This is a genomic window from Undibacterium sp. GW821-FHT11B02, assembly GCF_058808955.1.
In genome coordinates this window covers 56,221-80,586 of the sequence record NZ_JBXASD010000022.1, presented here as the reverse complement: position 1 = coordinate 80,586, position 24,366 = coordinate 56,221, and the positions used below count along the sequence as shown (strand labels likewise).

The 24,366-nt window shown below is 50.6% G+C and carries 22 protein-coding genes; 19 read left to right on the top strand and 3 right to left on the bottom strand.

Annotated elements, in window-relative coordinates:
* Positions 1–128 precede the first annotated feature (128 nt).
* Complete coding sequence (locus tag AC1RVX_RS29235) at positions 129–749, bottom strand: TetR/AcrR family transcriptional regulator (RefSeq protein WP_493220107.1); 621 nt, start codon at positions 747–749, stop codon at positions 129–131.
* 264 nt (positions 750–1,013) lie between these two features.
* On the opposite strand from AC1RVX_RS29235, the gene AC1RVX_RS29230 reads away from it, so the two are divergent.
* From AC1RVX_RS29230 to AC1RVX_RS29185, 10 genes are all read left to right on the top strand, one after another.
* Complete coding sequence (locus tag AC1RVX_RS29230; protein ID WP_493220106.1) at positions 1,014–1,436, top strand: DUF2147 domain-containing protein; 423 nt, start codon at positions 1,014–1,016, stop codon at positions 1,434–1,436.
* A 26-nt stretch (positions 1,437–1,462) separates the two neighbouring features.
* Positions 1,463–2,353: a TorF family putative porin gene (locus AC1RVX_RS29225; RefSeq protein WP_493220105.1), complete on the top strand. Its 891-nt coding sequence runs from the start codon at positions 1,463–1,465 to the stop codon at positions 2,351–2,353.
* Positions 2,354–2,357: 4 nt separating this feature from the next.
* Positions 2,358–3,977, top strand: coding sequence for a xylulokinase (locus AC1RVX_RS29220; protein ID WP_493220104.1), 1,620 nt, complete (start codon positions 2,358–2,360; stop codon positions 3,975–3,977).
* The gene (locus AC1RVX_RS29215) at positions 3,974–4,618 is read left to right on the top strand and encodes a class II aldolase/adducin family protein (protein WP_493220103.1); all 645 of its coding nucleotides are present in this window, start codon (positions 3,974–3,976) and stop codon (positions 4,616–4,618) included. Before AC1RVX_RS29220 ends, AC1RVX_RS29215 begins: the two co-directional genes overlap by 4 nt.
* A gap of 35 nt (positions 4,619–4,653) precedes the next feature.
* Positions 4,654–6,132: an aspartate aminotransferase family protein gene (locus tag AC1RVX_RS29210; protein ID WP_493220102.1), complete on the top strand. Its 1,479-nt coding sequence runs from the start codon at positions 4,654–4,656 to the stop codon at positions 6,130–6,132.
* A 4-nt stretch (positions 6,133–6,136) separates the two neighbouring features.
* Positions 6,137–6,775, top strand: coding sequence for a hypothetical protein (locus AC1RVX_RS29205; protein ID WP_493220101.1), 639 nt, complete (start codon positions 6,137–6,139; stop codon positions 6,773–6,775).
* Between the two features lie 21 nt (positions 6,776–6,796).
* Positions 6,797–7,954, top strand: a complete 1,158-nt coding sequence (locus tag AC1RVX_RS29200; RefSeq protein WP_493220100.1) for an MFS transporter — start codon at positions 6,797–6,799, stop codon at positions 7,952–7,954.
* Positions 7,955–7,963: 9 nt separating this feature from the next.
* On the top strand, positions 7,964–8,761 hold the full coding sequence (locus AC1RVX_RS29195; RefSeq protein WP_493220099.1) for an SDR family NAD(P)-dependent oxidoreductase: 798 nt from the start codon (positions 7,964–7,966) through the stop codon (positions 8,759–8,761).
* 9 nt (positions 8,762–8,770) lie between these two features.
* A complete protein-coding gene (locus tag AC1RVX_RS29190) occupies positions 8,771–10,216 on the top strand; it encodes an aldehyde dehydrogenase family protein (protein ID WP_493220098.1) in 1,446 nt (481 codons plus the stop codon).
* Positions 10,217–10,358: 142 nt separating this feature from the next.
* Positions 10,359–10,805, top strand: coding sequence for a DUF2147 domain-containing protein (locus tag AC1RVX_RS29185; RefSeq protein WP_493220097.1), 447 nt, complete (start codon positions 10,359–10,361; stop codon positions 10,803–10,805).
* 9 nt (positions 10,806–10,814) lie between these two features.
* On the opposite strand, the gene AC1RVX_RS29180 is transcribed toward AC1RVX_RS29185, so the two are convergent.
* Entirely contained in the window at positions 10,815–11,714 is a 900-nt protein-coding gene (locus AC1RVX_RS29180) for a LysR family transcriptional regulator (RefSeq protein WP_493220096.1), read from the bottom strand.
* Positions 11,715–11,830: 116 nt separating this feature from the next.
* Here AC1RVX_RS29180 and AC1RVX_RS29175 point away from each other — a divergent pair, with 116 nt between their 5' ends.
* The 9 genes from AC1RVX_RS29175 to AC1RVX_RS29135 all read left to right on the top strand — a co-directional run bounded on the left by AC1RVX_RS29175 (position 11,831) and on the right by AC1RVX_RS29135 (position 23,626).
* A complete protein-coding gene (locus AC1RVX_RS29175; RefSeq protein ID WP_493220095.1) occupies positions 11,831–12,499 on the top strand; it encodes an RraA family protein in 669 nt (222 codons plus the stop codon).
* Complete coding sequence (locus tag AC1RVX_RS29170; RefSeq protein WP_493220094.1) at positions 12,496–13,161, top strand: RraA family protein; 666 nt, start codon at positions 12,496–12,498, stop codon at positions 13,159–13,161. Before AC1RVX_RS29175 ends, AC1RVX_RS29170 begins: the two co-directional genes overlap by 4 nt.
* On the top strand, positions 13,158–13,790 hold the full coding sequence (locus tag AC1RVX_RS29165; protein WP_493220093.1) for an RraA family protein: 633 nt from the start codon (positions 13,158–13,160) through the stop codon (positions 13,788–13,790). Before AC1RVX_RS29170 ends, AC1RVX_RS29165 begins: the two co-directional genes overlap by 4 nt.
* Positions 13,791–13,852: 62 nt before the next feature.
* Complete coding sequence (locus AC1RVX_RS29160) at positions 13,853–15,001, top strand: pyridoxal phosphate-dependent aminotransferase (protein ID WP_493220111.1); 1,149 nt, start codon at positions 13,853–13,855, stop codon at positions 14,999–15,001.
* 22 nt (positions 15,002–15,023) lie between these two features.
* Positions 15,024–15,842, top strand: coding sequence for an alpha/beta fold hydrolase (locus AC1RVX_RS29155; RefSeq protein WP_493220092.1), 819 nt, complete (start codon positions 15,024–15,026; stop codon positions 15,840–15,842).
* Positions 15,843–16,087: 245 nt separating this feature from the next.
* On the top strand, positions 16,088–19,030 hold the full coding sequence (locus tag AC1RVX_RS29150) for a DUF8487 domain-containing protein (RefSeq protein WP_493220091.1): 2,943 nt from the start codon (positions 16,088–16,090) through the stop codon (positions 19,028–19,030).
* A gap of 46 nt (positions 19,031–19,076) precedes the next feature.
* A complete protein-coding gene (locus tag AC1RVX_RS29145) occupies positions 19,077–20,960 on the top strand; it encodes a polysaccharide lyase family protein (RefSeq protein WP_493220090.1) in 1,884 nt (627 codons plus the stop codon).
* Positions 20,961–21,280: 320 nt separating this feature from the next.
* Positions 21,281–22,555, top strand: a complete 1,275-nt coding sequence (tviB, locus tag AC1RVX_RS29140; RefSeq protein ID WP_493220089.1) for a Vi polysaccharide biosynthesis UDP-N-acetylglucosamine C-6 dehydrogenase TviB — start codon at positions 21,281–21,283, stop codon at positions 22,553–22,555.
* Between the two features lie 27 nt (positions 22,556–22,582).
* Positions 22,583–23,626 (top strand): NAD-dependent epimerase/dehydratase family protein, encoded by a 1,044-nt coding sequence (locus AC1RVX_RS29135; protein WP_493220088.1) that lies wholly within the window; start codon positions 22,583–22,585, stop codon positions 23,624–23,626.
* A 251-nt stretch (positions 23,627–23,877) separates the two neighbouring features.
* On the opposite strand, the gene AC1RVX_RS29130 is transcribed toward AC1RVX_RS29135, so the two are convergent.
* Entirely contained in the window at positions 23,878–24,333 is a 456-nt protein-coding gene (locus tag AC1RVX_RS29130; protein WP_493220087.1) for a cache domain-containing protein, read from the bottom strand.
* Between the last annotated feature and the right edge of the window lie 33 nt (positions 24,334–24,366).

Genomic DNA, 24,366 nt, shown 5'->3' with positions numbered 1-24,366 from the left:
TAAACACCTTACGCCTTGCACTGCATCCCGAATCGCCTTGCTCGCACTCATCCCTATTTATGAAATGAGTTCTAGTAACCAGGTTCAGGCAAACACATTTTTCCGGTTGTTAATGAAATAAGCCCAAGTTACTCGTCAACTGAGACAGACTGAATACGTTGCGCGTAACTTGAAATCATGGCAGCAGCAACCGCCGCTGCGGCCCGCTTATCGAGCGCCTCATCAAAAAGCAATTCAACAGTAGCGTGTATCAGTTCTACTGCAACACGGCAAATTAAGCGCAGTTGTTGCGTATCAATCGTCGGGAACGCTGCTGCCAGCAATTGGCTTTGAATTTCGGTTACCTGATTATGAGATTCCAGCAATACCTCATGCAGTACAGGTACCGCCCGCATAGAGCGCATTATCCACATCCCCCCAACAGTACGTTCTGTCACGAAATATGTTTCAAGTATCAGATTCGTCAAAGCAGTCTCCAGCTCATTTGCCGTGCCGGCAAATATTTCAGGTGTGATCCATAGCGGAATAAGCTCGTTTTGTCTTTGCATCAAACGACAACCCAACTCATGCAACAAAGCATATTTGTTGGGGAAATACCGGTACAGAGCAGGCGGGCTAAGACTTGCGCGCTCACACACCAGGTTAGTCGATAGGCGCTCAATGCCTACTTCAACCAGCGTTTCAGCAGTGACATCAAGAATGCGTTCATAAGTCGCCGCAGCACGTTGTTGTGCCGGGGGTTTTTTCATGACAAGTGAGGGTTTCGTCGTATTGGCAGATTGGGTCATTTGAATCTTGAGTAACTTATTTAGTAGTCATTATGTAACGGTCACTTGGCGTATTCCAAGATCAGTGTGGCAAAAAAGGTAGTCATGGCTACATATTCCTTGCAAAAGGTAGCCATGACTATATAATTCAAAACAATAGTTATGACTATATTATAGCTTTAACTACTGCAAGGGTGAACTTATCATGCCGCCCACTTGATTTCTCTCAAATTAAGGAAACTCATTATGAATACTGGACGTTGCTTCATATTGGTTATTGCTGTGTTATTAACCACTTCCACTTTTGCAGCCACACCGGAAGACGCCAAAGGACTATGGCTCACAGAACAAAAAGATGCGGTTATTGAATTTAAAGCATGTCCTGACCGAACTGGCACTTTATGCGGGCAAATCGTCTGGGACAAAGATGCTGGAACGCCGGCAGATACCTGTGGCGTTCGCATAGCCAAGCTGGACCGTTATGACAGCGATGCCTGGAGAGATGGCTGGATCTACGACCCACGTGACAAGAAAAAATACAAGGGCGTAATTCGCGTCAAGGCCAGCACCTTGTATCTGCGTGCCTATGTCGGCGCAGAAATTCTCGGGCAGACAGAGCAATTGTCCCGCGTCGCGGCATTGCCAGCATCACCCGTTTGCAAACTTTAAAAATTCAAACATCCTGGAGACACTTCATGCAAATTAAATCCCTCATTTCATTTGTAGTATGCGGCGTATGTTCAGTATTTTCCGCAAGTTCTTTTGCTGATGCTACAGACATGGAAACCGCCAGCTTCGCTATTGATACAAAGCTCACAGTGATGTCCGATGTCCGGACCCGTGGCGTATCCGATTCATTAAAAAACCCGGGCTTGAAGCTGAGTGTTCAAGCTGCGCACGAAAGCGGTCTGGTCGCATTGGCAGAAATTGGCACGGCGAGCAAAAAGCAATTTCTCGACGGTAATGGAATGAGTATGACCCTGGCTGGCGGCTATCGGTTTGGCGATCCTGATGCCTGGCATTTCGGTATCGGCCTTGCCTATGAGATGTTTCCGGGTGCGAAGTTTGACGCCCCGCAAACTTTTGATTTTGAGACTTTCACCCCCGGCAATGTGCGCTCAACCAATTACAACACCAGTTTTGCCGTCATCGAAATCGGCTACGGAGCCTTGGAAGCACGTGCCCTGAATGTACTTTCACAAACATATCGTGGAGCCAATACAGGTGGCGTATGCGGCGCAATGCTGCAATTTGCAGTTGATCCTCAAGCTGCGCTTGCCTGTTATGGACGTGGAGAGCACGGTTCAAAGGGAAGCTGGCTGCTGGATCTTGACTATAAGATCAATGTCTCGCCCGCAACCACACTGAATTTACATGCTGGCTACCAGAAAATTTCCAATTTCAGTGAAGCAGATTTTTCAGATTATCGCATCGGCTTGACCCATAAACGCTGGGGCTACGAATGGAATGTGGACTGGGTCGGCACTCACACTAAGGCCCGCGAATTGTATTTGGTGCAGGATGGAGACCAGATACGTGCCACTGATAACAATACGATCTTCCTCTCTGTTGTCAAACGTTTCTAATCATATGCTCAACAAATTCACCTCGGACCGTCGTACACCAAATGAACAATTGGTGTTGGCAGTTGATCTCGGCACATCAGGCTGTAAATGCGCTTTGGTCGCAATTGATGGCACTGTGATTGCCTGGTCCTTTCATGCAGTGAAGTTGCACGTGAACGGCGTCAGTGCAGAACAGGACCCTTTAGATTGGTGGGCAGCATTTGAACTCAGTGCTGGCGAATTGCTGGCACATGACGCTGCATTGCGTAGTCGAGTTGTGGCCGTATGCTGTTCAACGCAAACCGAAGGGACAGTATGCGTTGACCGGTCCGGACAGGCCATAGGTCGTGCCATGCTTTGGCTGGATATGCGCGGAGCAAATTCCATCGCCAGAAGAGTTCGTGGCCGTGGCATCAATATTGAAGGATATGCACCGCTTAAACTGTGGCGCTGGTTACGTCTTACTGGCGGCGCTCCTTCACTATCAGGAAGAGATTCTGCCGGTCACATGGCATACATCTGCGACCAGGAACCTGAACGGCACGAACTCACCTATAAGTTCTTGAATGTCCTGGATTACATGAACCTGCGCCTGACCGGACGGTTTTGTGCTACACGCGATTCCATGCTGACAGCCTGGATCACTGACAATCGCGACCCGCATAAAATGCATTACGACCGGGGCCTGATCAAAATGATGAGCTTCGATGCGGAAAAACTGCCAGAGCTTGTGCAATCGACAGATGTAATCGGCACCTTGCTTCCTGAAGTCGCCGAGGCTCTGGGGCTGGCTAAAACAACCGTTGTAGTAGGGGGGGCCGTTGATACCTCTGCAGTGGCAGTCGGCGCTGCAGTAGATGATTTTGAAGCGCACTTATATCTTGGAACTTCTTCTTGGTTGGGGGCCCACGTTCCCTTTATGAAGACAGATGTACGCAGAAAAATCGCTGCTGTCCCTTGCGCCGTGGATGGGCGCTATTTAGCTTTGGCATTGCAATCAACGGCTGGAGCAAACCTGTCTTTCTTGCGTGACAGGATTTTATATCATCCCGATGAACTCTTAAGTGACGAGCAGCGCCCAGACGTGTATGACGTGTTGAATCAGATAGCCGCCAGGGTCCCGGCTGGTGCACGTGGATTGATTTATACCCCTTGGCTATTCGGTGAGCGCACACCTGTGGACGACCCTACTCTGAGGGCGGGGCTGATCAACCTTTCCCTTGAACATTCCAGGGAAGATATTTTCCGGGCTTTCCTGGAAGGCGTGGCGCAAAACACGAGATGGATGCTGGAACCATTTGCCAAACTGCTAGGGCGGGACCCAGGTACGATCACTGCCGTCGGTGGCGGAGCACAATCTGATCTTTGGTGTCAGATCATGGCTGACGTGACTGGCCAGCCGATCCGGCAACTCGCCAGCCCTATCCAAGCCAACGCCATCGGTGCTGCCTATATTGCTGGTGTCGGCATAGGTGCGATTGAATTCTCCGACCTGAAGTTATTGCGCAAGACCCGGCATATCTATGAACCGGCAAGCGCCTTACGTCGATTATATAGCGATCAGTTTGAATCATTTAAAGAGGTTCGCGAAAGATTAGCTCCACTCTATCGCCGCCTGAATCAAATTAAGGAGGCCCCATTATGAAAGCCCAACTACAGCGTCAACAACTGGTTGATCTGTGTCTCGATCTATCCCGGCGCGGCTTTTTCTCAGGCACAGGCGGCAATGTCGCAGTACGTATTGATGCAGAAAATATAGTCGTAACACCTTCTGCACTCGACTATCACGTAATGACTGCTGTCGACGTATGCGTACTCAGGCTTTCTGATCTATCGATAGTTGATGGTGACCGTCAACCATCGGTTGAAACCAGCTTGCATGCGAAAGTGCTGCGTGCACGTCCCGATGTCAATTGCAGCATTCATACACACCAGCCCGTGGCCAGCGCTTGCGCTTTGCTTGGTGAGCCCCTGCAAATTATGAACCCTGAGCTCTGGAACACTTTGGGGCATTGTATTCCTGTCGTCGGCTACGCTCCATCCGGGACAAGTTGGTTGGCGAAAAAATTGGCGATGAGCCTGCGGCCTGATGTGAATGCCTACCTGATGCGCAATCACGGCGTACTGTGCTGCGGTGCCACTGTTGACGCCGCAGTAGAAACGGTTGAAGCGCTGGAACAATTAACTCGCCAACATTTGCGCCTTCAAATCAATGCACGCGCAGGAAAAAATTCGGCACTACAGCCAGCATTGCAACGCGTTCTCGATGCCCTGGAACACGCCTGAATAAGCACATCCCCTTCAAATTATATATGACTACTATGAGCCAACTTCCTCCTTCAATTTCTTCTGTTCCCTCCAGGCCCGCTATTTCGGAATGGCCAGATGTGGATACGCTGTATCGCCGTTTTGACGAACTTGTCAAGCAACCTATGCGCCCAATTCGGCCTCAGGCCATGCAGCAAGTGATGCGCTATTTTGATGAGCGCTGCAAAAAATCCAAACAAATGTCCGAGCAAGCGAAAAAGGTCATTCCTGGTGGCGTGCAACACAATCTGGCATTTAATCATCCTTTCCCACTGGCATTCAGTCAGGCTCAGGGCGCGCATCTCACCGATGTCGATGGAAATCGTTACATCGACTTTTTGCAGGCAGGTGGCCCCACACTACTTGGCTCCAACCATCCTGCAGTGCGGGAAAAGGTCAATACCGTGCTGGACGAATGCGGCCCGGTAACCGGACTATTGCATGAATATGAAATCAAGCTGGCAGAATTAGTATGTAAGCACATGCCAGGTGTGGACATGGTGCGTTTGCTGGGATCAGGTACGGAGGCAGTAATGGGCGCAGTGCGCCTGGCACGCGCTTACACCAACCGCAAATGGATTATCAAAATTGGTGGTGCATACCACGGCTGGAGTGACCAACTTGTCTATGGCATGCGCTTACCAGGCACTGGCCGTATGGAAGCGATTGGTATTCCACGCGGAGCAACTGCCAACACTCAGGAATGTAACCCCAACGACCTGGACGCGCTGCGACGCAAGCTTCAAATCAACAGATTGCGCGGTGGCACTGCCGCAGTCATGCTTGAACCACTGGGGCCAGAAAGCGGAACTCGCCCTGTACATCCCGACTACAATCGACAAGTGCGTGCACTTTGTGATGAGTTTGGTGCGCTCATGATATTTGATGAAGTCGTTACCGGCTTTCGCATGGGTATGGGCGGAGCACAGGCATATTTCGACGTGAAGCCTGACATCACAGTTCTAGGCAAATGCCTGACAGGTGGCTACCCGATGTCTGGTGCCATCGGTGGCCGACGTGATGTCATGATGCTGCTGGTTGGTGGTATAGGCAGCAATGCAAAACGTGCATTTGTTGGTGGTACCTTGTCGGCAAATCCCCTGTCTTGTGCAGCCGGCTACTACGCTTTATTGGAAGCAGAACGAACCAATGCCGCTGGTGTTGCCGGTCGTGCCGGTGATCGCTTGCGAAAGGGTCTTGAAGAAATTATCGCTCGTCTGGGACTTCCGTATGTAGCCTACAACATGGGATCCATCGTACATCTTCAAACAGCTGGCGTATTGTTACTTGATACCAGTAACATACTTAAACTCATACGCGTCAGGAACGAAGCAAAAGCTCGCAAGCATATGATGGAAGAAATGGGCGCTGCATACACTGCGCATGGCCTGGTGACACTTGCTGGCAGCCGGATTTATACCAGTCTGGCCGATACGGATGAAATCATAGACGAAGCCTTAAATCGCTTTGAAGACGTATTTAAATTGGTCTGACACCATGGACATTCAAGAGAAACTATTTGCACACTGGCTGGAAACGCGTGACAGACTCGTTGGAAAAAAACTTCTGTCTGGGCAAGCAGCAAGCATTTCCGTACGTTGGCCTGACAACAAATCCATGTGGTTTGGCAGTGTGAACGATGTCAAACCAACGGTAATCCAGCTGGCAATGATTCAGAAGGCCAAGACTGCAGCTATTCATGCTGTCATCTACAGCGCACGAAGTGACGTAGGTGCCATTGCACTGGGCGGTGGGGACTTCGGCAACTGCCTGGCAGATTTTGGTGGAATTCTGCCAGTTGTTTTCGATGAACAGGCGCGCCACATAGGAAAGATGCCCCCACCAGTTCGTGCCGGCAAGGTCCCATCTGGAGCCTTGGGCCTTGGAGGCAATGTGGTCTTGTTCGATCGCCAGCCAGTATGCTTGGGCATGACCTGTTCACGACTGGCACTAAACGCGGAACTGTTCGAAAAATGCGCCAAAGCCTATGTGCTGGCTGTCGCAACTGGTGGCAAAGTGAAGCAACTACCGTGGCTGGTTCGATACATCGCAAACGGGCGTTTATTGAAAGACCAGCGCCGTGCTACACAACGATTTTCAGAAGGCATGTTGCCCAATGAAACCAAAGGCTATTGAAGTCAGATCCGAAGACAATTTATGACTACTTATCACGCTTCAAGTCTTACTTCCCGACATATCACTGCGGCTCTCACGATCGGGACTATTGCAGTCCTGATGGTGGGTCTGCAGCCAATTTTACTTGGCGAACTGGTGGAATCACATACGGTTACCCTGGAAGGTATAGGGATAGTCGCCATGGGGGAAATCATTGCGTTGGGCATGGGGGTTTTGGTCAGTGAAATGTTGTTGTCTCTGAACCGGCTGAGATTAATCACTATCGTTGCCGCAGTCCTGACGATGCTGGCTGACCTGGCTACCACTTGTGCTGCCGGTGATATCCAGCTCGCCCTGGTCCGGGCAATCGCTGGTTTAATGGAGGGTATCCTGGTGTGGGGAACAACCAGTGTTATCGTCCGGACCAAAAACCCGGATCGTATCGGAGGTATTTTCTTCGTAATCCAGACCATAGCACAAGCAGGCATAGGCGCCCTGCTTGCAATCACTGTGATTCCTCACAATGGCTGGCAAGGAGGATTTACCGTGCTTGCAGTATTGTCTTTGTTGCCCTGCGTAATTGTATTTTTTCTGCCTGAGCACTTAGCTCCACTGGAAGAAAAAATAACATCAGGATTTACCTGGTCCGTGGCCACCTTGCTTCCCTTAGTCATCGTCTTTTTGCAATTGGCTGCAGTCGGGGCTTTCTGGGCTTACGCGGAACCACTTGGAAAAATCGTTGGATTTGACGCGCAATCTGCACAGACCATGATTTCCGGGGTACTAGTCATGCAAGTTATTGGCGGTATTACGGCAACAATTGCAGTACGCTATTTAAAAGCGATACCAATCCTGATATTTGGAACCATTGTGCTTGGCTCCGCAGTACTCATGACGCATGGAATGAGCGCCGGCAACACAGTTCCATTTGCGGTTGCTTGTGCAGTCTTTGGCTTTTGCTGGTTACTGTTGTTGCCATTTCAAATCAATCTTGCGTTCAGGGCAGATCCGACGGGACGAGTCGCTACCCTGGTGCCAGCATTTCAACTATTAGGCAGTGCGTTCGGGCCATTGATAGCTTCGCTAGCCGTTCAAGGAGATGATGCAGGTGCCGTGCCTTTGATCAGCACGAGTTTTGGAGCTGTTGCGCTGGTCTTGTTGCTGATAGAAAGCCTGCGCTTCAAAAGAGCCCGCAGATAGGATTCCAACATGAATTTCAACAATAAAATAGTATTGATCGTTGGTGCTTCATCAGGTATGGGACGTTTGCTGGCCATGCGGCTTGCGTCTGAAGGTGCTTACATCATCGCTACTGCCCGACGACAAGAACTTCTGGATACGCTGGCCACCGAAATTACACACCTGGGTGGCCATTGCCTGGCTTTCGCAGCAAATGCCGAAGATTCACAAGCAGCCGAACAACTGGTTGCGATGACTGTGAGGCAATTGGGGCGTATTGATGCCGTTGTACTGAATGCCGGAGGTGCACCGGCTTTGGATATGCGCCGGATGTCAGCGCGAGAAGTTACTGCTTATATGCGATCGAATTACGATGTTACGGTCAATTATCTTTTCCCCGTCTTGCATCAAATGTCACGACAGCGCAAAGGCCTGGTCGTACACACAAATTCGCTTGCAGGTTTTCTGGGCATACCGTTGCAAGGCCCCTATTCTGCCGCCAAGGGAGCACTACGCCTACTGATTGATACATGTCGCATTGAATTTGGTGATCAAGGCATAAAATTCGTTTCCGTCTATCCCGGTTTTGTTGCTACCGCCCAAACTGCGAATGATGGCATGCCAGCACCATTTGAAATTTCGGAAAAGCTTGCGGTAGATCATATTCTTTACGCAATGCATAAAGAAAAATCTGATTATCTTTTTCCTTTTACATTACGCTGGCTGGTACGACTTGGACTGGCACTGCCAAAATCCCTGACTAACTGCTTGCTTCGTAGCGAAGTGCCTGCCTTACCCAACTTGCCCCAGGATACTGGTTCAACCTGAATGCCAATAATGAACTCACCATCATCTCAAAAAGAAGCAGATAAAGGCGAAATAGGTCTATGCTTTGAGGCGCAATTAGCTACGGCATTAGCACTTCGTTCTTCCACTACGGCCCAACGCAAGGATAAACTTATTCGGCTTCGTGATTCTCTGTTGGCGCGAAGAAATGAGTTATATGAAGCATTTGCAACAGATTTTCAAAAACCAGCCCTTGAAGTTGAGCTAACAGAATTATTGCCTGTGATCGATGAAATTCGACACGCTCTAAAATCCCTGTCAAAGTGGATGCGCCTCAAACGAGCTGGATCTACCATGACTACCCTGGGAACATCTGCACACATCTCGTACCAGCCCAGGGGACGCTGTCTGATCATCGGGCCGTGGAATTATCCAGTGAATACAGTTCTGGGTCCTTTGGTTTCCGCAGTTGCTGCCGGTAACACGGTCATCGTGAAACCTTCTGAACTGACGCCGTCAGTCAACAAAGTAATTGCTGAAATCATCAAAGATGCATTTGTTCCCGAAGAAGTCACCGTCATTGAAGGTGGTTCACTGACTGCTCAGGCCTTGCTTGATTTGCCTTTCGATCATATCTTTTTCACTGGTTCGCCATCTATCGGAAAAATAGTGATGGCAGCAGCTTCCCGGCATTTGACATCTGTAACGCTTGAACTGGGAGGAAAATCCCCCACTATCGTTGACGAAACAGCGGATCTGGTTCGTGCGGCGGAAGTAATTATGTGGGGAAAATTACTCAACGCAGGGCAAACCTGTGTCGCACCAGATTACGTTTTGGTCCATCATTCAGTTCACGACGAATTTATCAACTGCTGCAGGAAAATTATTCAAGAACGCTTTGGCAGTAATGACGAACAGCTTCGTTCCAGCACAAGTCTGGCACGTATGATAAATACCCGGCACACGGCCCGCGTCGGGCAGCTCATTGACGATGCGGTAAACGCCGGTGCCAGCGTCCTTCACGGGGGTATTTATGATGAAGCACAATGCTATGTTGCACCGACTTTAATTGGCAACATACCTGCCGGGGCGAAAATTACCAATGAAGAAATCTTTGGCCCTGTACTTCCTGTTTTCAGTTACGACCTCATCGATGACGTGATCAATAAAGTCAACTCTGCCCCCAAACCACTGGCGTTATATATCTGGAGTCGAAATAAGAATGTAATACGTACAGTACTGGAAAAGACGAGTTCGGGAGGCGCTTGTGTCAATCATTGCGTTCAGCAGTATGCACATAGTGGCTTGCCTTTTGGCGGGGTAAACCATTCAGGCATCGGCAATGCCCATGGTTACTATGGCTTCAAAGCTTTTTCACACGAACGATCCGTATTGAGAGGTAGTTGGTTATTGCTCGTGCGCGCATTTTTTCCTCCTTATACACCTGCAAAGCTGAAGCTGACGAAAGCTTTGGTCAATATGTTGCGACGTATTTAGAAATGTATTTCAGCAGCTTCTCAAAATACCTTCCATTTCAGTATCAGACAAAAAACAATAGCAATCTGTGACATCTAGTCCAGATTGTTTCACATGATTTTTTCCTTTGGTAGTTATACATAATTTCCTTGATGGTGATGCGATGAAAAATTTCGGAAAAATCTTTGGCATGTGCATACTTTTCGGATATCAGTTTTGTTTTGCTGCCGATGATGGTGAGAATTTTTTAGGCTACTGGAAAACAGCGCAAGGTGATGGCATTGTTCAATTACGAAAATGCTCTTCATACAACAATGGCCCGCTGTCTGCACTTTGCGGATACATCGTATGGGATATTGAACTAAACAATGCTCATCGTACTGTCCCCCTGGATTGCAATCGCCAGGTCTTTGAGGCCACGAAATTCGAAGATGGTATCTGGAAGAACGGTTGGGCTTTTGATACAAGAAAAAATAAGGTTTACCACACAAAACTGCGGTTAAAAGATGGCTATCTCCATGTCCGTAGTTTTATTGGCAGTGAAATCACCGGGGAAACAGAAGTGTTTTCTCGGGTGAGCAATATTCCCAAAGGGTGTGAAAAACCTTAGATGGAACGACTAGCTGACTGTGTGTGCACCGACTTGAGCAATCACTGCATCTACCAAAAGGTTTGGTCTCTTTGCATTCCATGCAATGGCTGTGGTGACCACATCCATTTTTTCTTTGAGCGGTCGTACCACCACATTCTCCGGTGCCAGTTTCTTTAATATTGCCGGCACCAGAGCTATGCCTTGTCCGCATCCGACGAAAGCGATCTGGGAAGCAACGGAACTGACTTCATGCACTATGCGCGGTGAAAAACCGTGCATCTTGCAAGAGGCGATCAGATTATCAAAATAGACTGGGCTTACCTTGCGTGAAAACATCACAAAATCCTCTCCGGCAAGCGATGCAAGACTGATGTGTGCTTTCTTCGCATAGGGATGTGTATTTGGCAAAGCAACTGCAAGACGTTCCTGTATCAATGGCAATGTGCGTATCGTCTCACCAAATTCACCTTCCAAACGGGCAAAGGCCAGATCAATCCCGCCCTCAATCAATGCCGGCACTGCATCTGCGCTATCAATTTCCCTGACTGAAACCGTGAGTTGTGGATGGGCAAATTTGATCTTTTCTATAATGGCAGGCAGTACATCCAGCATTGCTGAAGTAATGGCTCCTATGGTCAACACGCCAGATTGTCCAGCCACGGCTTCCCGTACGACAAACTCCAGGTGCCCCATCTGCTCAGCCAGCTTTTGCACAGCAGGTAGAATCGCAGCACCGACCGGGGTGAGCTGTGCACCGCGCCGTGAGCGTTCAAACAATGTCACCTTTAAAGACTGTTCAAGAACTTGAATTTGCTCGGTCAGCGGCGGTTGCGACATTCCCAGACGCTGCGCGGCCTTTCTGAAAGATTTTTCTTCAGCAACAACGAGAAAAAGCCACAGATGACGCATCAGACGAAAGTTGATCATGATAGGAGTGGATAGTGATAGGTTTTTAAGAATGAAGTGATTCATTATTAGGAATTTACGTATCACATCTTATACCTCAGAGTAAGCCCTGTCCAACCACTCTGAGGATATACATCATGACCCAAGCAAACCTGCTGGACCGCCTGGCGACACTTGATACCAATACGGTATCGGATGCCCTGGACTTTCTCAATCTTCCCGGCGCAACCTTCGGCATTCGCCCTCTATGGGCTTGCCCGAAAATTGTCGGTCGTGCCAGTACCATACAGTTAGGTCCGAAGACCAGCTCGACGCCTACGGTTCATCTGATCTCGCCGGTCATCGCAGAAATAACAAGCGATGACCGTATTCTGGTTATTGCAGGTGGCGTCGATGGCATTTCATGCTGGGGGGACATTCTGGCCAATGCGGCTCAGGTAAAGGGAATACGTGGCTCTGTTATCGATGGCAACAGCCGTGATATCGAAGGAAGTGAATCGATTTCCTATCCAGTTTATGGTCGCGGCGTCACCATGATCAGTGCCCGCAATCGTGTCATACAAATATCGTCGGGAAAGCCGGTCGACGTCGCTGGAGTCCGCGTACAAGAAAACGACTATGTGATAGCTGACCGCTGCGGTACGGTATTCGTCCCGGGTGACCGCATTGTCGAAGTCATTGAACTCGGCGAGCGTATCGTGCGACGCCAGAATGGCATGGTCGAGGCAGTTCGTTCAGGGCGTTCGGTCGCGGATGTTATGCACGACAAGGAATTCGAAGCTATCAAATCCGGGAGTGTGAAATGAATCACGAAGACAAGAAAATCGCCGCTCTGTTCGATGGTCTGGACACACCAGGAATCTCGGACGCCATGGATAAACTGGGCTTGCCTGGCCAATGCCTTGGTATCGCACCTCTGGATAATTACAAGAATGTGGTTGTCGGTCCGGCTTTCACGGTCAAGTATGTGTCGGCCAGTACGCCCCCCGGAACAGTGGGTGATTTCATTGACGATGTTGCCGAAGGTGACTTCATCGTAATAGACAACGATGGTCGCACGGACTGCACGGTATGGGGTGACATCATGACCCAGTATGCGGGTACCAGGAAAATCGCCGGCACGGTTATCGACGGCGTCTGCCGTGATGTCTCGAAAGCGCTGGGAGATGCCTACCCGATATTCAGCAGGGGTCGATTCATGCGTACGGGAAAAGACAGAGTACAGGTCGAAGCCACAAATGTACCGGTATCAATTGGCACTGCCCGGGTTTGTCCGCTCGACATAGTCATCGCAGATGCCAACGGCGTGATAGTCGTTCCCCGTGCTCGTGCCAGAGAGGTCGCTGAAACAGCACGCAAAATCGAACAGGTTGAAGCAAATATCCGGGCTCAGCTTGAACAGGGAAAAACACTCAGAGAGGCCCGGGAAGTACTCGGATATCACACATTGCAAAGGAAAGAATCATGATCACCGTCACTGCAAGCCGTATCGAACGTTGCAAGCAACTTGGCAGTTCCACACTCTATGAAGCTTCGGGTCTGCCGTGTTCCATCGACCCGGATATCCGCAGCATCTGGCCCGGTGCGGCGATTGCTGCACCGGCATTTCCACTGGTTTGCTCTCCCGGTGACAATCTGTCGATACATCTTGCCTTGGAACGCGCCCCACGTGGCAGTGTTCTGGTTGTCGGCACAGGCAACTTCGTCGCCGGGTACTGGGGAGAAGTGCTGACTGTCGCTGCGGAAGCAGCAGGCATTGCAGGACTGGTTATAGATGGCGGCGTAAGGGATGTAGCCGCAATAACCCGACGCCAGTTTCCTGTATTTACGCGCGGCGTGAGCGTACGTGGAACAATCAAGGCCAGCAGCCCTTCCGTCGGACAGTCTATCTATTTTGGCGGCATTACGGTCAATGAAGGTGATCTGGTGGTCGCCGATGACGATGGTGTGATCATCATCCCCGCAGGCGACGTTGAGCGCACCGTCGCAGCAGCAGAAGCCAGGGCGAATAAAGAAGAAATCATGATGCAGCAATTATCGCAAGGCGCAACCACTCTGGATTTGTTGGGACTTTCTGCATGGAGGACACGTTCGTGAAAAAAACACCACAAACATTAAACGTCAACCTGGCACAGGCGCAAGCTTCAGCCACTTACCGCATGATAGATCGCGTGGCCGCGCGCCGTGCCTCTGGTGCCAAAGTCATTTCTTTAAGTGCCGGTGAGCCAGATTTCGATACGCCTGCACATATCCGTGCGGCGGCTATCACCGCAATTGATGCTGGGCACACTCGCTATACCCCTGTTGCCGGAATGCGTACACTACGCGAGGCAGTGGCCACCAAATTCCGTAATGAAAACGGCATAGACGCAAGCTGGGAAGACACCATCGTCTGTAGCGGTGGCAAACAGGTGATTTACAATGCCCTGGCCGCAACGCTCAATGTTGGCGATGAAGTCATCATTCCGGCACCTTACTGGGTCAGTTACCCTGAGATGGTACAGCTTTGCGGAGCCACCTCTGTCATTATTCCTTGCGACAGCACAAGTGGCTTCAAGCTCACGCCTGCCGCTCTGCAGCAGGCTATAGGCCCCGGAACACGCTGGCTGATTCTCAACTCGCCATCTAATCCCACGGGGGCCGTTTACACGCGGGATGAACTCGCTGCACTGGCCGAAGTTTTGCTCGCCCATCCACATGTACTTGTTCTGTCTGACGATATCTATGAACATCTGGTCTTTGATGACATTTCATTTCATACCATGGCTCAGGTCGAGCCGCGCTTGCGAGACCGAATCTTAACCATGAACGGCGTATCCAAAGCTTATGCCATGACCGGCTGGCGGATAGGATTTGGCACTGGCCCCAAGTGGCTCATTGACGCGATGGAAAAATTACAGGGGCAACAGACATCAGGCGCATCTTCCATCTCCCAGCATGCGGCGCTCGCCGCCCTTACCGGGCCGCAGGACTTTATTCAGGAATCGAGATCGGTATTTGAAGCAAGGCGCAATATGGTGGTACAAATGCTTAACGATACGCCAGGCTTGCACTGTGAAAGCCCTGGTGGTGCATTTTACGCGTTCGCCTCTGTTGCGGCATTGATAGGAAAAACCACGGCGGCGGGAACAATATTATCAAGCGACGAAGATGTTGCCTATGCTTTGCTTGACGAGGCTGGTGTCGCTGTGGTCCATGGCAGCGCGTTTGGATTGGGGCCTTATATTCGAATCGCGTATGCGCTGGACAACGAATCTTTGCACCAGGCATGTGTAGCCATCAAACAGTTTTGTGAAGCACTTCGGTAGGTGTTCAGACAAGGAGCAAAGTATGACTGCACAAAAAGAATTAGAAAAGACAAATCTGCCACTTTCCGTAGCTGGTACGCAACTCAGCATTTCAGCAATCCATCGCAGTGGTGACTTCATGCCTATCGTGTTTCTGCATGGCTTTGGTTCCACCAAAGAAGACTATGCAGATATCGTCCGTCACACTGCTTTTGCGGGACACCCGTTCGTCGCCTATGATGCGCCTGGTTGCGGTGAAAGTAGCTGTTCAGATCTTCAGCAGATATCCATCCCTTTTCTGGTGAATACTGCACTGGCAGTGCTCGACAAATTCAGTATAAAACGCTTCCATCTGGTTGGTCATTCCATGGGTGGTTTAACTGCTTTGATGCTGGCACACCAGAATCCGGAAAACCTGCTCAGTTTTGTTGATATAGAAGGCAATATCGCGCCCGAAGATTGTTTCCTGAGCAGACAAATTGTTGATTACCCAGAAACAGATCCTGATCGATTTTTTGATGAGTTCATCGCACGAACGCTGCATTCTCCTGCCTATGCAAGTGCGCTGTATGCATCAAGTCTGCGTCACAAAGTCCGTACCGCTGCAGTGCCTGGCATATTCAGGTCCATGGTTGAACTGTCTGACAACGGTGATCTGATGAACAAATTTCTTGGTCTTCCTTGCCCAAAAATGTTCATGTACGGTGAGCAAAACCGATCACTTTCCTACCTGCCCCATATCTCTGCAAATGGTGTCAGGCTGGCCGAGATCCCTCAATGCGGTCACTTTCCCATGTATTCCAACCCGGTGACCATGTGGGAAGAAATCGCCAATTTCCATCAGATAACTGAAGAGCTATAACATCTTTCATAAATTGGGGCAAATTCATCCAGCAGGAAGGGGCTTAGCTAAATACAAATTGATATAGAAAAAATCTTAATTGTGATTGGTTCACCAGCCTGTTTGCAGATAAGATGCCCCGAAGTGTATGCTGGGCAGGGTTGTATGCGCTCACCTTATGGGAAGGATTGATTGTCGCTGGCCGGTATGAAATGACGGCCGATGCCACAGATACAGCATGCACAGCGACAAGCATAAGGATGTCCATGAGTTCTTCAAGCACCATCAGCCGCCGTTCTTTCATCGCATTGGCAATCGCCACCATTGGCACATCACGGCTGTATGCGAAGGCCCTTACTGCCAGCCCTGCACGTACTGGGGCAATATCCATCGCCGGACAATGGCGCATCGCACTGGATAGGGACGACGCCGGAATAGCTGGCAAGTGGTTTGCTAAAAATCTGATGTCCGGTTCATACATGCAATTGCCGGGCATTCTGCAAACCCAGGGATATGGGGATGAAATCACGGCGAAGACGCCGTTCGTCGCCGCGTTGCCCCGTGACATGCGCTGGTACTTGCTGCCGCAGTACAAGGCTTACACCAAACCTGGCAACGTACAGGTACCTTATCTGTCTCAACCTGTGCGTCATTACCTGGGCGTCGCTTGGTATCAGCGCAGTATAGAGATACCGCCAGAATGGCAAGGTAAGCGTATCACGCTGACGCTGGAAAGAGCACGCTGGCAAACGGACGTTTATGTAGATGACCAACTGATGGGCAGCAACCGTTCACTTGTGGTGTCGCACGAATTTGATCTGGGCATGCTCAGTGCCGGCACGTATCGCCTGTCGGTACGGGTCGATAACCGTATGCTGCAACCAGCCTACCGTGCGGATGGACATGCGGTATCGGACGCGGAAGGATCAACCTGGAATGGCATGGTTGGTCGCATCGAACTGTCCGCCACGTCACCGGTGTGGATAGCGGATGCCCAGGTATTTCCCAATGTTGCGGGCAAGTCGGCGCAGATTCGTGTCGAAGTAGGTAATCTGACAGGTAAAGATGGCAGCGGTATGCTGTCGGCTGGCGGCCTAACGTCACCGGTACGCTGGAGCGCCAGTGGTGGCAGAGCATCGTTCGAAGTGGCACTGCCTGATTCCACGCCCTGGTCTGAATTCACTCCGGTACTGCAACGCTTGCGCCTGGCTCTCAAAGGACAGGATGCTGATGATAGCCGCGAGCTGACTTTTGGCATGCGTGAAATCAAAACTGATGGCAACCAGATATTGCTGAATGGCGAACAGTTTCATCTGCGTGCTACCCATGATGGCGGTGGCTTCCCGCTGACTGGTTACCCTGCCATGGATGTGGACACCTGGAAAAACATCATCGGCATCTGCAAGGAATGGGGGCTGAATGGCATGCGCTTTCATTCCTGGTGTCCACCTGAAGCGGCCTTCGTCGCTGCGGACGAATTGGGATTTTATTTTCAGGTCGAATGCGGCATGTGGAATGCCTTCGATGCCGGACACCAGATGCTTGATCTGCTCAACGATGAAACGGCGCGCTTGCTGAAAGCCTATGGCAATCACCCTTCGCTGCTGATGCTGGGTGCAAGTAACGAACCTGCCGGAGCCTACCATACTGAATTGCCGGTCTGGGATAAAAAGTGGCGCGAAGCCGACCCAAGACGGCTGTATTGTGATGGCACTGGCCGCTGGTCAGCACCGCCAGCCGGACCAGGCACGCCTTTCGCTGCTGATTTTTTGACTCCAGGTGGCGGTGCACGTGGGACTATGGGCTGGTTTGGTGGCGACTATGAAGAAGCACTCAATAAATTAAGACTAGGTGTGAAGGTGCCTTGCATAGCGCACGAAACCGGCCAGTTTTGCGCTTATCCAGACTTTAGTGTGATCGCCAAATTCTCTGGCAAGCAGGCCAGTTACGCGGCTTTTCCCAAAGGAGTGAGCAAGGGTAGCCAGGCGTATATGCACCCCGGCAATTACATCATCATGCGTGACTCTGCCGAGGCGCATGGACTGTTGGCGAGAAACAAGGAAATCGCCCACGCCTCTGGCCGTTTCCAGGTTGCTTGCTATAAGGAAGAGATAGAAGCCAACTTGCGTACGCCATCGTATTCTGGCTATCAACTGCTGGACCTGCACGATTATCTTGGGCAAGGCGGCGCACTGATAGGCTTGCTGGATGCCTTTTGGGAACAGAAAGGCTATGTTACTGCAGCTGAATTCCGTCAATACAGTGGTGCAACCGTACCCCTGGTCAGGCTAAAGAAACGCCTGTTCACGACAGACAATACATTAAACGCAACTGCCGAGCTGGTGCACTTTGGGCCGCAGGCACTGACTGCGGTGAAACCCGTGTGGCGCATCGTCGATAGCACGGGCAATACACTACTGTCAGGTACGCTGCCAGTGCGTGATGTCCCGCGCGGCAAGAATATTGCGCTTGGTAGTATCAATGCTGAACTGGCTGGTTTGCCGACACCGGCATCATACCGGCTGGAAGTTGAGCTGTCCGGGACGCCGTTCCGCAATCAATGGTCGTTCTGGCTGTATCCTGCAGTGGTTCCTGCAAGCGCCAATGGCGTACTGGTGACAGCATCATGGGATGAAGCCAAAGCGGCCTTGTCTGCCGGTGGCAAGGTCTTATTCTTGTCCGGAAGCCCGGAAAAGCCTTCGCCCGAACTGGCACTGAGCCGGACACCGATTTTCTGGAACCGGCTGATGAACCCCAAACGTACCTGGATGCTGGGGTTGTGGTGCGACGACCATCATGCGGCGTTGAAAAAGTATCCCACCGAAGCGCACTGCGATTGGCAGTGGGTGAATTTGCTGACCAACACCACTGCGATGAATATCGACGATCTGCCACATGCCTTATCACCTGTAGTACTTCCTATCGATGACTGGAACCGCAACTTGCGTCTGGCCATGCTGTTCGAATGCGCAGTGGGTAATGGAAAATTGATGATCACCTCTTTCGATTTGTCGGATAAGGGTCTGGCGCGACAAGTGGGTGCAGCATCATTACGCAAGTCGTTACTCGATCACATGGAGTCGCCAGCGTTCAAACCGGCCACGCAGATCAGCATGGAAAAACTGGATGCCTGGATGCCACAACGCTATGTCGCGCCAGCGATGATGATCAGTCCACCGGCCACTGGCGATGTGGCAGATCCGGGCTGAAATGCTGCAACAATCAGAAAAAATCCATTTAACTGAATGCCATCCTATGAAAAATCTTCGCCTTGTCTTTGCCACCGCATGCGTTCTTGCCGCCAGCACTTGTTTTGCCAATGTGCCAGGTGGTGGCAACGGCAGCGGCCCCGATGTGTCGCTGAGAGATAACGGCGACAGCTTTGTTCTCGATAACGGCATCGTGGCAATCACCATCAATAAAACAGATGCCACCATCAACAGTTTTACTTATCAGGGCATGAATCTGTTCGGTGGCGGTGACAAGGGCGGCAAGTTTTACTGGAGCTGGAACGCCCCAGCTTATGAAGGACCACATGGTGCGGCCACCCTGATGGTGGATCCCCATTCCAATAATGGTGACTATGCGGAGATAAAGATACATAGCCCCTGGTCGGGAAAATCGTCCAACGCAGCGATGGATGTTGATGTGTATTACAGCCTGAAGCGCGGTGCGCAAGGTTATTACGTGACCGCCATGCTGGATCACCCCGCATCCTACCCACGGACCGACGTTGGCGAATGGCGCTCGAACGCCTATGTCAGCCCGATATTCGACTGGCTGAGTGTGGATAACTTGCGCCAGAAGAAGATGCCGACCATGGCCGACATGGCTGCCGCCGAACGAGTACCCGGTGCACCGAAAGAAGTGACACGACTGACCACGGGCATCTACGCAGGTGAGTTTGAATGCAAATATTCGTACAGTGCAGATCTGGGCAATCTTGATGTCTGGGGCTGGAGCAGCACCAGCAAGCGCATCGGCATCTGGATGACCGTACCCAGCCACGAGTATTACAACGGCGGGCCCATGAAGCGGGAACTGACCGTGCATATGAATCACACCCTGTTAAACATGCTCAATGGCACGCACTATGGCATGGGCAGCCAGTTGATCATGGCCGCAGGTAGTGCGTTCAAAAAGACCTACGGCCCGTATTTTATCTACGCCAACAGTTACCAGGGAAACCCTGCTGACCCGCTGCCGAAAGTTGTCGACGCGCTGTGGCAAGATGCAAAAGCACAGGCAGCGGCTGAACAGTCGGCGTGGCCATATAGCTGGTTCAAGAATCCTGACTATGCACAGGAATCAGAACGCGGCACGGTCAAAGGCGTGTTAAAGGTCAGCGATAGTGGCAACCCGGCCGCATCTTCTGCAGGAGCATGGATAGGTCTTGCACCAGACGATCAGGGTACCGATTTCCAACAACAGGGCCGCACTTATCAATTCTGGGTAAAGACCGATGCCAACGGCCAATTCAGCATTCCTCATGTACTGCCTGGCACCTATAATTTATGGGCCTTTGGTGCAGGTAATATCAGCACTTACAAGAAAACCAATGTCGAAGTCCGTGCAGGCGACACACAAGACCTTGGTGCGATAGTGTGGAAGCCATCACGCGTCGCCCCCACGGTATGGGAGATTGGTGTACCTGACCGCGACTCACAGGAATTCCGCAACGGTGCCTTCAATTATTCACTGTGGGCCACGTATATCAAGCCAGACTTCTACACTGGCCTGACCTATACCGTGGGTAAAAGTGACTGGCATAAGGACTGGAATTACGCCCAGTTTGGCAACGCCCCTTGGACCATCAATTTTTCACTGACAGAAGCCCCCGCCAAGGATGCGCCAGCATCGCTGTACATAGGATTGGCATCGTCAGAAACCACGCTGGTGGTCAGACTCAACGGCACACAAATAGGTAGCTACCAGACGCCCATGCCGAGCCACCCTGCTGTCCGTCTGGGCAGCCATGGCGCATTTTCAGAAACACGCATAGCCATTCCCCCGGAGCTGCTAAAGTCTGGCGCAAATTCAATTGTGATATTGCAAAAAACGGGAAGAGGAACCGCTGGCACCACACTATATGATTATTTGAGGCTGGAAGCTGCGGGGACCAAGCTGACACCGCAATAGATCACTTGGTGTAATTGCGGCGCAACGCATAATCAGCTTAAAGCAAATATTTTTTCTTGTATTCACTACTGTTGCATTTACAAGATCTGGTTAAGGCTCGTCAAAAATATTGAATTTAAGCAAATAAATCAATTACTTATCTCATTCTGCCAGATCAAATTTATCAAAACATATAGCGTCTGCGCCCAATGGTGTGTCTAAAAGCAATCCTGGGTCAAGCCAATCCACGATGTCAATTGCACATGAACCCGCACAAATAGCCTGCTTTCGCGCATAATGCAATAAACAACATGCATAGTGCCAAGATTCAGATGCCCGCCATGAAATTAACTGATATAAAACTTGCCGTCATCGGACTGGGCTATGTGGGCCTGCCCCTTGCGGTCGAATTTGGTAAAAAACGTCCTGTGCTGGGTTTTGATATCAATACAAAACGCGTGCAGCAATTGCAGGCCGGTTACGACCATACGCTGGAAACGGAAGAGGCAGAGCTGAAAGCAGCCAGTCATTTAAGCTTCACCACCGATGCGGCACTGCTGGCAGAATGTAATTGCTTCATCATCACCGTACCGACCCCGATCAATATCCACAAACAGCCCGACCTGTCACCCCTGTTGATGGCAAGCGAGCTGGTGGGCAAGGCATTGGCTAGCGGTGCCGTGGTGATATTCGAATCCACGGTTTACCCCGGTTGCACTGAAGATGATTGCGTACCTGTGCTGGAACGTTTTTCTGGTCTGACGTTTAACCAGGATTTTTACTGCGGCTATAGCCCGGAACGCATCAACCCCGGTGACAAGGAACACAGGGTCACGACGATCAAAAAAGTCGTCTCTGGTTCTACGCCAGAAATTGCTGATCTTGTAGATGCCCTGTATTCTGAAATCATCATCGCTGGCACCCACAGGGCACCATCGATCAAGGTGGCGGAGGCGGCAAAAGTCATAGAAAACACCCAGCGCGACCTGAATATTGCGCTAATCAATGAACTGGCACTGATCTTCAACAAGATGGGTATAGATACCGAAGCGGTATTGCAGGCTGCTGGCAGCAAATGGAATTTCTTGCCGTTTCGCCCTGGTCTGGTAGGCGGCCATTGCATAGGCGTGGACCCATATTACCTGACGCATAAGGCAGAAAGCATAGGCTATCACCCTGAAATCATCCTGGCCGGGCGGCGGTTGAATGATGGCATGGGTGCCTATGTGGCCTCGCAATTTGTCAAAGCCATGACCAAGCGCAGAATACAGGTGGATGGTGCCAATATTCTGGTGATGGGCCTGGCATTCAAAGAAAACTGCCCTGACCTGCGTAATACACGTGTGATAGACATCGTCGCCGAATTAAGGGATTACCATTGCGATGTGGATGTGTATGACCCCTGGATCAATGCTGAAGACGCGCAAAGAGAATATCAACTGACACCAGTGACACAACCCAAGGCACATGCCTATGACGGCATCATCGTCGCGGTAGCGCATCAGCAGTTCCGTGAACTGGGTGTGGAAGCGATACGCCAGTTTGGCAAACCCGGGCATGTGCTGTACGACCTGAAATATTTGTTCCCGGTTGACGCAACAGATTTACGTCTTTAAGCAAGTTCCATCAGCACCGTGATCACTATGAGCGCCATACAAACACTGGAAGCACAACTCCTGAACCAGCCAAAACACTGGCTGATAACCGGCGTTGCCGGCTTCATCGGTAGTAACTTGCTTGAACATCTGCTGAAGCTGAATCAAAAGGTGACGGGGCTGGATAATTTTGCGACCGGCTTCCAGAGAAACCTGGATGAAGTACGCAGCCTGGTCAGCGCAGACCAATGGAACAACTTCCACTTTATCCAGGGTGATATACGTCAACTACAAGACTGCCAGCAAGCCTGCGCCAGCGTTGATTATGTATTGCATCAGGCGGCGCTGGGTTCTGTGCCACGCAGCATTAATGATCCCATCGCCACCAATGCCACCAATATTGACGGTTTTCTCAATATGCTGGTGGCGGCCAGAGACGCACAGGTGGCCAGTTTTACCTATGCCGCCAGCAGCTCTACCTATGGTGACCACCCTGATCTGCCCAAGCTCGAACATAAAATTGGTAACCCGCTATCACCCTATGCCGTCACCAAGCTGGTAAATGAGCTGTATGCGAATGTGTTTTACAAGACCTATCAGTTCAAGGCCACGGGTCTGCGTTATTTCAATGTGTTTGGCAAGCGGCAAAACCCGAATGGTGCGTATGCCGCAGTCATACCCAAATGGGTTGCCGCCATGATGAATGAGGAAGATATTTTTATTAACGGCGATGGTGAAACCAGTCGTGATTTTTGCTACATTCGCAATGCCATCGAAGCCAATTTGCTGGCTGCACTGGCAAATGATGAAGCACGGGGTGAAGTCTACAATGTTGCTCTAGGTGACCGGACGACGTTGAATCAGTTGTTTGACGCTATCAAACATACGCTGACTGACAATGGCGTCAGCTATGTAAAAGCAGCGCAATACCGCGAATTTCGCGCTGGTGATGTCAGACATAGCCAGGCCAACGTGGACAAGGCTAAAACTCTACTGGGTTACCGGGCGCTATATAAAATCGCAGATGGCATCAAAGAGGCAATTCCCTGGTATGTTGCGGCCCAACGCGCCGGTTTTCTGGATCTGAAATAAGTAGGACTTACGCAAAACCGCCCCAGCTGCGTTGCAGCTCCTGGCCGTACTGTTCGTACTGTCTTCGTCGCTACGGTGAAGTCGGGATTTCAGACAACATGTTGTCTGCCAACGAAACGAACCTCCCCTGCAAGGGAGGTTTCCTAAAGCGATAGCCTTGCCAGGACAATTTTGCGTAAGTCCTAATACGTGGCTATTGCCCGGATTATCTGCATCGAAAATGGCTACGCATGCCGCGTAGCCAGGCATTTTTATTTGCCTTTGTAGATGCCAGCTTCCAATATCACATCGCCACTGCGCGTGTAATAAGTTGACTTGTTTTCCAGCTCTTTGGTGAGCGGATTATTATAGCGGTAATCCACCCAGCCCTTGCCTTTGGTTTTTGCACCGTCAACGATTTCCTTGCGAAACATTTTTCCGTCAGCATCAGGCAGAACAAGCATGTTCTTGCCAACCAGTTTGGGATTGATTGGATGAGCAAGCGTGGTACCGTCTATCCCCCGCACATAGAGATAAATATCACCTTTGATAAATTCAGGATTTTTATTATTGATTTCCTTGATCAAAGCTTCAATACTGTTTTTCTTGACATAGGCCAGGCCCTTTTCAACCATATCTACAGCATCAGACGGATTGTCTGCCGCCATCACGCCGGAAACAAACAAACTGGTCACTAGCGCCAGAAAAAACTTCAAGTACTGTTTCATAGATGTCTCCTTATAGATGGAAAACCCAGTGTA